A 13,941-nucleotide genomic window follows, 5' to 3' on the forward strand; every position below is an offset into this window, starting at 1 on the left:
TTGCAGGTTTGCTTCGTGGTCAATTTATTATTTAAACTTTTTTCTACGATTACCTGAGAAGTAAAATGAGCAGTTCACTTTTATTTTATACATAATTTTACCTATAATTTTTTTAATTTTTAGAGGAACCGTTTTCAATTTTTTTGAAAGCGGTTTTTTTATTTTAACGCAAAGTTCACAAAGATTTTTTAATGATTGAAAAATACCTTTGAGTTCATAGCATTTAAAAACAAGACTAAAAAACCGCCTGAAAAAATTCAGACGGCCTATTAACAAGTTTAAATATCTAAAATTGTCACCTAGTAGACAATAATGATTTCTTACAAACCAATGCTTTTGCTTGGCTTCAATTGCTTTCTGATGTTCTTAGGAATTGCATTTTTGTGAACCAAAATTGCAGTTGATTTATATTCAACGTAAGGTCTAGTCACATATAAATATCCATCAAAATCATTGGTTACACCCCAAGAATTTTTCACCATATAATATTCTTTACCCGACTGATCTTTTGCCAAACCTACGATGTGCATTCCGTGATCATCGGTTGTAGAAAGATTGTTTAAAGCTTTCTGACGCATATCTTCAGTAATAGTTTTATCTTTTTTAGGCTGAGTGAATAAATCTTTTTTTACTTCCGGAGTAATTTGATCAAGATCTACATCAGGAACGTATGCAACTCCATTTTTGTATGAAAAATAAGGCTCAGAAACGTCTGTTGCCCAACCTACAGAATATCCTTTGTTAACAGCATTGTCGATAATTGCAGTCAGTTCATTCATCGGAATATTCCAGTCAGAATCATGGCTCCAGTTATCAGGGATCGGAACTACAAATTTCTGGTAATAAGGATAATCTTTGTATGAAGACAACTCAACATAATCTTCAGGATTAATTCCTACCACTTCTTTAGCAAAAGTTTTTGGAGTATAATTTTTCCCTTCGTAGGTAAAGTTTGTTGGTACTTTTCCCAAATATTCATCTAAAATAGCATCCACAGAAGCCATCCAGTTATCTGAAAGTTTCCCTTTTGAAGAAGCTTCAACTAAGCTGTCTAAAACCGGTTTTAGTTTGCCCTGCATTTCTTTAAAATTATTTAAAGATTGGCCGGCTTTTAAACCTGTATAAACATCTTGTGGAACCGCTCCGTATTTTTTGTACATGTTAACAACATCGTGAAGCTCACCTCCATCTCCCCAACTGATCGCTCCGCCATTTAACACGTATAATTTTGCTTTATCGTGATAAGAATTTCTTGCGGTAAAGATTTCAGCCAAATCAACTGGCTTTTTGCCCATCCTCTGCATTTCAGACTCCAGGAAAGAATTTCCTGAATAGCTCCAACAAGTTCCTGATGAACCCTGGTTTTTTACCGAAGTTGCACCTACATCTTTCAACGTAGTAAATTGGAAATTGGCATTTTGAGACTGATTGTTTTTCAACTTGTTGATCAGGTCATCCTGAGCAAACATCATACTTCCTGCGCATAAAACAAAAAGTAGTGACGCAAATCTTTTGTTTTTCATAAGTAACGAATCTATTTGTTTTTAAAGGTGATTTTGAAATTGTTTTCGACTAAAATTTATCGTCTTAATCAAATGCAATTTTATCAGCTTTAAATTGATATTCTAATAGTCTGCAATGTTAAGGATATGTTACAAGATTTTATGTTAAAAAAGGGTTAAAATTGAGTGAGAGAGTTTTAAGGAATTAGAGCAGGTGGATTTTTAGATACATTTTGCTCGTCCTACTTAAATTAAGTTTGTAAATATTTAATGATTCAGCCTTTCAACTATCAACTTAAAACTATCAACAACTTTCCTTATTTTTAAAAAAAGTTTACAATGTTTCCAACCTGCCCGAAGTTTCCTGCATCTATAAGAGTATAAAGCCTGACTATGGAAAAAGAATTACTGATAGAATGCCAAAAAAACGACCGCAACGCTCAGCGGAAAGTTTACGAAAAAATGGCGGGCAAACTGTACACAGTCTGCAAACGCTATCTGAAAAACGATGAAGATATACAAGAAGTATTGGCTGATACTTTTTACAAAATTTTCACAAAGCTGAATCAATTGGAAAACCATGATATTTTCGAAGCTTGGGCTAAGAAAATTGCAGTGAATGAATGTTTACAGAAACTGAGAAGTATGAAAGCTTTGAATGTTTCGTTAGAAGAAGATTTTGTAGAATCAACAGGCTCTCCAACCGACAGTATTTCGTTTGAGAAAGATATTCTCAAACTCTTGAATTTCCTTCCAGAAGGTTGTAGGGCGATTTTCAATCTTTTTGCAATTGAAGGCTATCCACACAAAGAGATTGCAACCATGCTTTCAATTAGCGAAGGAACATCAAAATCTCAGTTGAATTTTGCAAGAAAAAAATTGCAGGAACTTTTGGTAAATCACAACATTTAAACTTTACACAATGGAAAATAATCACGATATAGATAAAAAATTCAATGAGGCTTCTCAATCTTTGGAAGAACCTACAACTTTTCCGGGTTTTGATAAAGTTTGGTCTCAAGTTGAAGAAAAATTAGATAAAAAAGAAGATAAGAAGAAAATTATCCCAATTTGGTTTCCTTATGGAATTGCTGCAAGTTTAATCATTGGTTTGGGTGCATTTTATTTCATTAATAAAAATGATGTTTCTGAAATTAATAAACCTGCAATTGCTCAAAATACGGTTTCACCTAAAGTAAATTCTAATGTTCAGGCGATTGATAGTATGGTAAAATCTAATATTGAAAAGGAAATTCATTCTCAAAAAGAAATTCAGAAACCTGAAGTTTTGGTATATGAATCATTTGTTCCCGAACCTAAAATTTCTCCGATTTACCATAATGAAATACCGTCACAAAGTTCAAATTTAACAAAAGATAATGAACCGGATCACGATGTAATTTTGGATCATAATGACAAAGAAACTAATATTGAAGAAGTTGTAGTGACCGGTTATAGAGCTGTGAAAAAACAATCTTATACTTCAAGTGCTACTTCAATAACATCTAAAGAAATTGTAAACAATCAAAAATCCGGTTCGCAAGGTTATGTAAATTCATCATCAATAATTGCGATGGGAAATAATAATAGTATTCAATATCAAAATTCTGCACCAAATTATAATATCAGAAATGAGTTTAAACAGAATAATAATATTTCACAAACTTTAATCGGAAAAGTTTCTGGTTTACAAATAGCACCAAATCACGGAATTTCTGGTTCTTCTAATCCAATTATAATCAGAGGTATGAGTTCTTTAAAGGGAAGCTCAAATCCTTTATATGTTATCAACGGAAAAATTTCAGACAATAAAGCTTTTAGTAATTTAAATCCGAACACTATTGAAAGTGTTTCTGTTTTAAAAGACGCAGCTGCTACATCAATGTATGGAAGTAAGGCATCAAATGGAGTTGTTGTTATTAAAACTAAAAAACTCTCTCGTAAAGAAAGAATAGCTTTTGAAAAACTGCAGAAAGTTCAGGATAGCATCAATGCATCAAAACAAATTCAGAAGCAAAACAATGAAGAATATGATGCTTTTGTAGAAAATCCTTTTGAGTTAACGAAAAATCAGTCAGTTTCTACTTTTTCGATTGATGTAGATAAAGCGGCTTATTCCAACATCCGAAGAATGATTAACAATGGAGAATATGTAAATAAAAATGCGGTGAGAATTGAGGAAATGATCAATTATTTTAAATATGATTATCCACAACCTAAAAATAATGAGCCGTTCTCTATTAATACAGAATACAACGATTCGCCTTGGAATAGTAAACATAAGTTATTGAAAATCGGTTTGCAGGGAAAAGAAATTCCAACAGATAAACTTCCCAATTCAAATTTTGTTTTTCTGATTGATGTTTCAGGCTCAATGAATGAACTGAATAAATTACCGTTGCTAAAATCTTCTTTCAAAGTTCTTTTGGATCAGTTAAGACCAACCGATAAAGTAGGAATTGTAGTTTACGCCGGAAGTGCAGGAATGGTTTTGCCACCAACTTCAGCTAAAGAAAAAGGAAAAATAATTGAAGCTTTAGATAAACTTCAGGCAGGCGGAAGTACAGCAGGCGGACATGGAATTGAATTAGCCTATAAATTGGCTCAGGAAAACTTTATCAAAAATGGAAATAACCGTGTGATAATCGCTACAGATGGAGATTTTAATGTGGGAACATCTTCTACGGGCGATCTTCAGACTTTAATTGAAGATAAAAGAAAATCGGGCGTGTTTCTTACCTGTCTAGGTTTCGGAATGGGAAATTTCAAAGACAACAGAATGGAAACTTTAGCGAATAAAGGAAACGGGAATTATGCTTACATCGATAATCTTCAGGAAGCTAATAAATTTTTAGGAAAAGAGTTTACCGGAAATATGTATGCGATTGCTAAAGATGTAAAAATTCAGATTGAATTTAATCCGAAATACGTAAAATCATATCGCCTAGTTGGTTACGAAAACCGAAAATTGAAGAATGAAGATTTTGCCAACGATAAAATTGATGCCGGAGAATTGGGAAGCGGACATACCGTTACCGCTTTATACGAAGTCATTCCGACCGATGTGAATTCTGAATTTTTGCCAAAAGAAAATGATTTAAAATATAGTAGAAACACAAATGATGAAAATTTTAATGATGAATTGGCAACGGTAAAATTTAGATATAAAAAACCGGATGGCGATATAAGTTCTGAAATTATTCAGGTTGTCAAAAACACAAATCAATCTTTTTCATCTTCAAGCAATGACTTTAAATTTGCTTCATCTGTGGCTTGGTTTGGTTTGGTTTTAAGAAATTCTGCTTTAATTAAAAATAAAGATTTAAAAGAAATAGAAAACTTGGCCAAAAAGGGAAGAGGAAAAGATGATGAAGGTTACAGAGGAGAGTTTGTGAGATTGGTGGAAACATACAGGTCGACACAAAAATAACATTTCAAAAAAAGAAATTTCTTCGGAGATTTCTTTTTTTTCTCTATTTTTAGAAATGAACCTATTTAAACTTTTATTTTTCTGAGGAATAAAATAGAAAAAGCGAGATAATGTAGATTTACCCAAGTTAAATTTAGTGTTTCAAACCTTATTAATAAAGCTTTGAAACTATCCAACCATGCATTTGCTTTTTCTATTTTGAATCTTCTTTTATACAGTTCATCATCAAAATATTTTTCATTCTTTGTATCTCCGTTACGAGGATTCTCTTTAATATTCCCAATTATTTCTTTTTTATCCAGCATATCTCTGAATTTTTTACTGTCAAAACCAGAGTCTGCATTGAGAAATAATCCCTTACACTTTATATCAGCATTATCGAGAAGACCGAAAATCTCTTCCAAAGTATCTTCAATATTATAAAGATCATGATGTTCACCGCTTATTGGCTTTCCCATTGAAAGCATTTGTCCCTGATTATCACAGATAAAAATACAATTACTGGTCTTAGATGATTTTCTTCCCTGATAGCCTACCGATTGTCCTCCTGTTTTACTTCGGGTATGGCTTCCATCCAATTGGACACTGGAAAGATCTAATTTCCTTTTATTATTCTGGAGAAGAGAAATCCAAATTCGTTTGAAAGAACCATCTTTACTCCATTTACTGAAATAATAATAGACGAGTTGCCAGCTTATTGTTTCTTTTGAAAAGTATTCTTTAAGGCTTAATTCCCGCCATTGACAGCCCGTTTTTAATCGTTTAATAATAAGTTTAAAGATTTTTCCTAAATAAAATCTCGTGGAAAATCCTCGTTTGCCTTTGCTTAAATGAGGTAAAATCCATTTTTCCAGTTTATCTTTGCTTATGAGTTCCAGATTTTAGTTCTTTTTTTTGCAACTCTAAATTGCTAATTTTCTGGAAACTCTTTTTCTAAAAAGTTTAAACAGGTTTAATATCATCAAAGATGAAAAAAGTTTATCTGTTATTGCCAGTTTTTGCGGTGCAGTTTGCCTTGGCGCAGAATTCTCAGCGTTATTATTCGGGAACATTTTTTAATGAAAAGAAAAAGCCTCAGAACTTTCTTAAAATATTCAATAAAAACAGTGGAGTTTATGAACTGACCGATGAAAAAGGCTACGCAATTATTGCTGCAAAAGAATACGACACTTTAGTTTGGAATAACGGAAAAAATATTGAGGTTGTTCGTGGGGTTTATGAGCTAAAATATCTTTTAGAAAGACAAATTTCAAGAGAAACGGTAAAAGATATCAATTCCAAAGATTATGAAAGTCTGTTGGAAAAACCTTTAAATGATCAATTCAGCATAGAACATTCTTACGATTCTTTAAGTAAAAATTCAGACCGTCAATTTTCTGCGGTGAGAAAACTTAAACTGAAATCAGATTCTTTATATAAAATTAAAAGTCAGTCAAAAAAATCTCTTGTTTTTAACGGTAGTTTCAGTACTTCTGTAGACATCAAAAACAGAAACAGAATTCCACAGACTCAAAGCAGATACGTTCAGGGAAGATCAGAAAATGGCTCTTTGGTTTGGAAAGGTCCTGAAACTAATGAAATGTTCAGCTTCGGACCAGATATTTCGACTTTAGGTTTCAATGGACAGCCTTATGAATACGATGTCAACGGACAATTGGTTGGTTTATCAAATGCGGTTTCTCCCGCAAAAGCTTACCATAATAATATTTTTAAAACAACGGTTGGTTACAGCAATCAGTTGAATATAAATGCAATGATTAAAAGTGGTGGCTACAATGAAGACGTGCGACTTTCTTTCAGCTTAGGACAGCGAAAAGATCAGATGTATTTTGCGAATCAGTTTGATGTGACGAATTCTTTTAAAACTAAATTCAGCACAAAAATTTTAGATTTTAATTTTAATGCAGGGTTTAATTATGAAGAAAATAAAGCAACGAATACGAATAGAATTGGGCTTTTTAATAGAGCGTATCAAAATTCTTTACTGACTCCGGTTTCTTTTTCAAATCAGCAGAATGTTTATCTAAGCAATGGTTTGCAGAGAAGTTACAGTTTGTATGCAGATAATCCCGATTTTCTTTTTGATCAGGCTAATAAATACAATTATTACGAAAATATCCGCCAGTTTAATTTTGATGTAAGTAAAAATTGGAATGATTTTAAACTGAATATCAGTCAGGCTTATGACAATCAGGATATTATGCATCGAGATGTTTATAAACCATCAACCAATGGATTTATCAACGGACTATACAACAGAAGAGACCAAAAAAATGAGTTTTATAATTCCAATATTTTAACAAGCTATGAATTTGGAGATAATGATTTTAAAAATAAATTCAGTTTAAACTATATTTTGAATGACAGAAAAGTAAGTGTTAATCATAGTTTAGACCGAAACTATATGTATCAAAGAACTTCACAGGATTATATTTTTAATTATAATTTAGATTATGACGATTATGATGATGTAGAATTTGGAGTAAATGTTGGAAATTCTTTTTACATCTCAAATACTTCGTTGAAAAATGCTTATTGGCTTCCGAAAGCAAACGGATATTTTACTTTTAAAAATTTATTTAATAAGTATGGAAGTAAACTTCAGCTATTTGGAGCTTATACGCAATTAGCTACAGAACCGGAAATGGCAAAATCTTATTCCTCGTATACAACGACACAGTTTTCTGCTCAGAATTCTTATCAATATTTTCCTTTAAAAGAAGTTGAAACATTCAAAAATCTCTCAAATGTTGATATCAAAGAATGGAAAACTGGATTTAAATTTATGCTTAATGGGAAAATAGATCTTAGTGCAGAATATTTTAACCGAAGAATTTCTGATGATATTTTTCCAATTTTTGAAGGACAGAATTTGGTTCTGAAAAATCTTGCAGATCATACCTACAAAGGGTTTGAAGTGAATTTAAATTATGATAGAATAATTACTAATTATAATTTTTCTTTAGGAAGTAAAGCCTCATTTTTCAAATATCGGGATGTTGTAGACCGTGTAAATTCTGGGTACAATAATCTGATGATTTCGGGTTTTAATGATATTTATAAAACATTGTCTGAAGGTCAGGTTTTGGGAGCTGTGATGGGAAGTTATTTTGAAAGAAATACTGAAGGAAAAATAGTTATTGATGATTACGGTTATCCCGTAAAAGCTTCTGGAATGAAATTGATTGCAGACCCAACTCCGGATTTTGTGATGAAATTTTCTCACAATATCACTTACAAAATGTTTGCTTTAGACATCAGCTGGGAATGGAAAAAAGGCGGACAAGTATGGAATGGAACTCAGGCTGTTCTTGATTATTACGGTCGTTCCCAAACTTCGGCAGATGAAAGAAATAGTAAAAACTATGTTTTTGAAGGCGTCAATTATAATGGAAATGTAAACCAAATTCCTGTAGATTTTTATAATCCGAACCAGTCGATAAGTGACAATCGTTGGACGAGGTATGGTTTTCTTGGCGTGGCTGAAAATTATGTTGAAAAAGCAGATTACTTAAGAATCAATGATATTACACTTTCAGCCTATTTCGATATAGGGAAATTCCGAAAAGCTCTTGGAATAAGTTTTTACGTGAATAATATTTTCCTTTGGCAGGCAAACAGCGGAGTAGATTCTGACCAGAATTTCTATGATTTTGATAACAGCCGAGGTTTAGATTTTTTCAATCTTCCTTCTTTTAAAACTTATGGTTGTACAGTTTCTTTTAAATTTTAAACTATGAAATTCAGATTTTTATTCAATATAGCTTTTGTTTTTACTCTGTTTTCATGTCTTTTCTTTAATGGACAGACTAAATTCAGTGATTTTAAAAAAGAAAAAACTTACATACAGACCAACCATGTTTTTTATAAACCCGGAGAGGAAATGTTTTTCAAAATATTTATTGTTCAGGCTGAAAATAACCTTCCAGCCAATCAAAGCAGAACAGTGAATGTAGAATTGATCGATCCAAGTGGAGCAGTTGTAAAGAAAAACAAATATGCTATAAAAAAAGGCCACGCAGAAGGTGCTTTTAGTTTTTCTGAAGATATGAAAGGCGGAATTTACAAAATCAGAGCTTTTACAGTCTGGATGCTAAATGAAATCGGAAAAAATGTATTTGAAAAAGAAATTACGCTCCAAAAAATAGTTTCTCCGAGGATTTTAATGAAACTTGATTTCCCTAAAAAAGGTTATGGAGCAGGAGATGAAGTTTTGGCAGATTTCTCGATGAGAAGTTTAAACAATCTTCCGATTCCGTTTTATGAAGCCTATTTTACAGTAAGTCATGAAGGTGAAAAAATTACGGAAGGTTCATTGATTACCGATAAAGAAGGAAAATATTTATTAAAATTTAAACTTCCAGAAGTATTGAAATCTTCAGATGCTTTATTGAATATAAAAGTGAATTACGATGGTTTCACTGAATCCATTTCGAGAAATATTCCAATTGTTCTGAATCATCTGGATTTAAAATTTATGCCTGAAGGCGGAACTTTTATCAACGGAATCGAACAGAATATTGCTTTTAAAGTTTTAGATGAATTTGAAAAGCCTGTTGATGTTGTTTTAGAAATTTATAATCAGAATCATCAGAAATTGACTGAAGTTTCAGCCTATAATTTCGGAATGGGAAACTTTATTTTTATACCGAAAAAAGGTGAAATGTATTACTCAAAAGTTCTTAAGCCCGAAAATATCAGTAAAATATATCAACTTCCCATCGCAAAAGATGAGGGAATTGTTTTTAATGTTAAAAAAGAAAATCAGAATGTTAAGTTAATTTTCAATTCAACTTCTGTGAGAAACGTTTTAATCAACGGAAATTTCAGAGAAAAAGAAGTGTTTTCTAAATTATTAAACTTAAAGCAAGGTTTAAATTTTCTTGAGATTCCTGAAAAAGAACTTCCCATCGGTATTTGTAGATTCACGGTGATTGAAAATAATATTCCTTTAGCGGAAAGAATTGTATTTGCAAATGAAAATAAGCAGATGAAGGTGAAAATTACTCCAACAAAGAAAAATTATTTACCGAGAGAAAAAGTAATTGTCAATATTGAAACTACTAACGAAAACAACCAACCTATTCCCGCAAATCTTTCGATGAGCGTAGTCGATGATAAACTCTGGACGTATGCAGATGATAAGCAAAATCATATTCTTTCCTGGCTTTTATTGGATTCTGAACTGAGAGGAAAAATCGAAAGACCTCAGTTTTATTTCGATAAAAAAGAAGAAAAAGCGACAAAGAGTTTAGACTTAGTCATGTTGACCAATGGTTACCGATATTTTGAAATGAATCCTGAAGTTGAAAAAACAGGAAATTACAAATACCTTCCTGAAAAAATCAACCCAATTTACGGCATTGTAGAAGATGAGAATAAAAAGCCTGTAAAAGCAGAAGTGTATTTGATTGAAAATTACACTAAAATAAAAAAACAAGTTACTTCAGAAAACGGGTTGTTTTATTTCTCAGATTTAGATGGAATATATCAACATGATGTCATTGCAAAATCTTTAAACCCAAAACAAAAAGTGAAAATCAGAATGCTTTCTTATAAACTGAATATTAATCCTTTGATAAAGCAATCTTTACAAAATATAAATGTCGAGGAAATTATAAAAGAAGCGGAGATAAAAGAGGAAAAAAAGTACTCAATTTCAAAAGGAATTGAAGGATTGTTAAAAACTTTACCATCTGTGAATTCTAGGAAAGATACTATTTCCAAAAATGCTGAAATTGATGAGGTTGTCCTTGTTGGATATATGCCCAAAAAAAAGGGAGATATGACTATTTCTATAACAAACTTTAATGAAACTCCTATTGTTAACGTTTTGAATAAACTTCAAGGAAGACTTGCCGGAGTAGATATTATGAAAGGCTCTGGCCAACCGGGAAGCGGATCTACAATTGTAGTTAGAGGAATTAGTACAGTCAGTTCAAATCGGGAACCGCTTTATGTAATCGACGGAATTCCTACAACTAATAATGTTTTTAGAGCTCTAAATAAAGATGAAGTTAATAATATAACTGTTTTAAAAGATGCTGAGAGAACTTCAATGTACGGCAGTAGTGGTTCAAATGGTGTTGTTTTAATAAATACTAAAAATGGGAAAACTTCAAATATTAAATTCGACATCACCCCCGAAACTTATTTTGCTGTTAAAAATATTCCACGTGATAGTCTGACAATTTATGGTGAATCTTATCGTTATGATGGTTATAGAAAATTTTCCTATCCTGTTTATAAATCGACAAACACTTCTTACCGCCACGATTACCGAGAAACTTTATATTGGAATCCCATTGTAGAAACCGATAAAAACGGAAAAGCTCAAGTAGAATTTTATCAGTCTGATGCCAATTCTGCTTTCAGAATTATGACAGAAGGAATTGCTGCTTCAGGATTAATTGGAAGAGATGAAACAACCTATGCAGCACAAAGTTTAATTTCAATTGATGCAAAAATTCCACAATATTTAACAAGAACTGATCAAATGACGATTCCGGTAGTCATTAAAAATAATTCTTCGGAAACGAAAACGTTAATGATGGATGTCATTGTACCGAATCATATTAAGTTAATGAAAGCCGACAGTTTGATTACTTTAAAACCATTAGAATCCGGAAGATTATTTGTGAAAATGCAGACAGATAAATTAATCAGTTCTAATATTCAGTTTACCGTAAAGTCTGGAGATTTCAGAGAAACAATGATTTTACCGTTGAAAGTAGAAGAAAAAGGTTTTCCACATCGTTTTTCAATTGTCAATAACAAACCAGAAAACACGAAAATCAATATTCCGGAATATGTAAATGGCAGTTTTGAAGCATCTTATTATGTTTACGAAAACTCGGCATTGCAAATGTTTGAGGATATTGAAAGATTGAAACGAGAACCTTACGGATGTTTCGAGCAGCTTTCTTCGACAGTCTACCCGAATGTTTTTATTCTTGATTACTTAAAATCTACCCATAAAATTAACTCTGGAACAGAATATAATGTTGTTCGAAATATGAAAAAGGGATTCGAAAAAATGTTGTCTTACAAAAATAGAGACGGCGGATTTTCTTATTTTGGTGATAGTGAATCTGATGTTGCATTGTCCGCTTTCGCTTTACTTCAGTTCAGGGATTTAAAGAAATATATAAATGTAGATGCGAAATTGGTTCAGAATCTTTCTTCATTTATTCTGTCGAAGAAAAATTCTAACGGACTCTTTGAGGTAAGAAGAAATTATGAATCGAAAGCAGAATATTCAGAATATTCATGGTCCAGAAATATGTATGTTTTGTATGCTTTGTCTAAACTTGGTATTAAAAATGAAATTCAGAATACTTACGAAATCAGCCTAAAAAGAGCTTTGGCCACAAAAGATTCTTATCAGTTGGTGTTAATGGCAAATGCATCTTCAAATCTTGGGAAAAAGGAAGATTACAATCAATTACTTTCTATTTTAAACGAACAGTACAAAAATAAAGATGTAAAAACCAAAACCACATTTACAGGTTCACAAGGAATTTCAGCCAATGCAGAAACACTTTCCTTGTACATGATGGCTTTACAAAAAAATGAAAAAAATAATCAGTTGGAAATTGCAAAAGTTGCAGATGAATTGATTAATTACAACGGATATTACGGATTTGGTTCAACACAAGCTACAACAGTTGCTTTAGAAGCATTATCAGATTTCTTCGCTAAAAATGAAAAATTATTTGGAATTGATAAACCGGAAATTAAAATCAATAATGCCAAAGTATTACCAAATATTATGTTTTCTTCAGCTTTCAGGAAAGGTCAAAACGACTTGAGCGTTGAATATTTATGTGACAAAGGTTTACCTTATAAATTAGATTACCAATATTACACTTTGGGAGCTCCAAAAAGTGAAAATATTCCTCTGACTTTAGAAACAAAACTAAAATCTGAAACTTCAAAAGTAGGTGAGACCAACAGAATGACGGTAACTGTAAAAAATAAAATTAACGGAGATTTACCTATGATCACAGCTAAAATCGGAATTCCTGCCGGATTGACTTTACAAAATGCATTGTTGAAAGATATGGTTGATAAGAAGCAGGTTTCTTATTATGAAATATTTGATAATTATTTGGTTTTATATTGGGAACATTTTAATGCCAATGAAACAAAAACCATTAATCTCGATTTAAAAGTAGAATTTGCTGGAGAATATACAGGAAAAGCAAGTAATGTTTATCTTTATTATATGCCGGAATCTAAGTTTTGGAATGAAGGAATTAAAACTAAAATAGAACCTTAATATAATTTGAACCTATTAAACAATTTCTTCTGTAGTTTTCAAATGTTCCAGCGGAACAATATCTGTGTAGAAATAGCAAGATAATTTTAGATAGCACTCCGGAGGAGTGCTATCTAAAATTAACAAGGAATTTTAATAAAACAAAAATAAAATTTCAAAAATTATTGAAAATTCAAAAACTATTATTACATTTGTAATAGAAATTAAAAAGATAAGAAAATGCAACTTTCAGAAGCTAAAGAAAAATATATTCAAACTTGGGGAACATTTGCGACGAGTTGGGGAATCAATCGTACAATGGCACAGGTTCATGCTTTACTTTTGGCCAACGGAAAACCGCTTTCTACCGATGAGGTAATGGAAATGCTTGAAATTTCGAGAGGAAATGCCAATATGAATCTTCGTGCGTTGATGGATTGGGGCATTGTAAAGAAAGAGTTCATTAAAGGTGATCGTAAAGAATATTTTATCGCTGAAAAAGATGTCTGGTTTTTATTTAAACAAATTACAAAAGAGCGTAGGAAAAGAGAAATAGAACCGGTTGTAGCTTTTTTAGATGAACTAAAAAATATCGATGACAACGATTCTGAAGAAGCTAAAGAATTTATCAAATTGATGGATGATTTTAGCAATGTAACGAGTAAAATAAACAATATTATGGATCTTGCGATAAAAAGTGATGATCATTGGTTGGTCGGAAAGATTACCAACTTATTAAAATAAAAAGG

At 31.7% G+C, this 13,941-nt stretch carries 7 protein-coding genes and 1 pseudogene; 5 read left to right on the forward strand and 3 right to left on the reverse strand.

Going from position 1 to position 13,941, the window contains the following annotated elements; all coding sequences use genetic code 11:
- Positions 1 to 320 precede the first annotated feature (320 nt).
- Positions 321 to 1,523, reverse strand: coding sequence for a C1 family peptidase (locus tag FDY99_RS17815; RefSeq protein ID WP_074229460.1), 1,203 nt, complete (start codon positions 1,521 to 1,523; stop codon positions 321 to 323).
- A 372-nt stretch (positions 1,524 to 1,895) separates the two neighbouring features.
- On the opposite strand from FDY99_RS17815, the gene FDY99_RS17820 reads away from it, so the two are divergent.
- Positions 1,896 to 2,414 (forward strand): RNA polymerase sigma factor, encoded by a 519-nt coding sequence (locus FDY99_RS17820; RefSeq protein WP_139423113.1) that lies wholly within the window; start codon positions 1,896 to 1,898, stop codon positions 2,412 to 2,414.
- Positions 2,415 to 2,424: 10 nt separating this feature from the next.
- Positions 2,425 to 4,932, forward strand: a complete 2,508-nt coding sequence (locus tag FDY99_RS17825; RefSeq protein ID WP_139423114.1) for a vWA domain-containing protein — start codon at positions 2,425 to 2,427, stop codon at positions 4,930 to 4,932.
- Between the two features lie 65 nt (positions 4,933 to 4,997).
- On the opposite strand, the gene FDY99_RS23415 is transcribed toward FDY99_RS17825, so the two are convergent.
- Positions 4,998 to 5,510 (reverse strand): transposase, encoded by a 513-nt coding sequence (locus tag FDY99_RS23415; protein ID WP_228448828.1) that lies wholly within the window; start codon positions 5,508 to 5,510, stop codon positions 4,998 to 5,000.
- A 111-nt stretch (positions 5,511 to 5,621) separates the two neighbouring features.
- A pseudogene (locus FDY99_RS23420) lies at positions 5,622 to 5,810 on the reverse strand (IS5/IS1182 family transposase); the annotation flags it as partial.
- An 89-nt stretch (positions 5,811 to 5,899) separates the two neighbouring features.
- Here FDY99_RS23420 and FDY99_RS17835 point away from each other — a divergent pair.
- The 3 genes from FDY99_RS17835 (at position 5,900) to FDY99_RS17845 (ending at position 13,936) form a co-directional block, all read left to right on the forward strand.
- Positions 5,900 to 8,665 carry a TonB-dependent receptor gene (locus FDY99_RS17835; protein ID WP_139423116.1) on the forward strand — a complete coding sequence of 922 codons (2,766 nt, stop codon included), beginning with the start codon at positions 5,900 to 5,902 and terminating at the stop codon, positions 8,663 to 8,665.
- A gap of 3 nt (positions 8,666 to 8,668) precedes the next feature.
- On the forward strand, positions 8,669 to 13,213 hold the full coding sequence (locus FDY99_RS17840; RefSeq protein ID WP_139423117.1) for an alpha-2-macroglobulin family protein: 4,545 nt from the start codon (positions 8,669 to 8,671) through the stop codon (positions 13,211 to 13,213).
- Between the two features lie 219 nt (positions 13,214 to 13,432).
- A complete protein-coding gene (locus tag FDY99_RS17845; RefSeq protein WP_102978608.1) occupies positions 13,433 to 13,936 on the forward strand; it encodes a GbsR/MarR family transcriptional regulator in 504 nt (167 codons plus the stop codon).
- The last annotated feature ends 5 nt before the right edge of the window (positions 13,937 to 13,941 follow it).

This window comes from Chryseobacterium mulctrae (assembly GCF_006175945.1).
In the GTDB taxonomy this organism is placed as follows: Bacteria; Bacteroidota; Bacteroidia; order Flavobacteriales; family Weeksellaceae; genus Chryseobacterium; species Chryseobacterium mulctrae.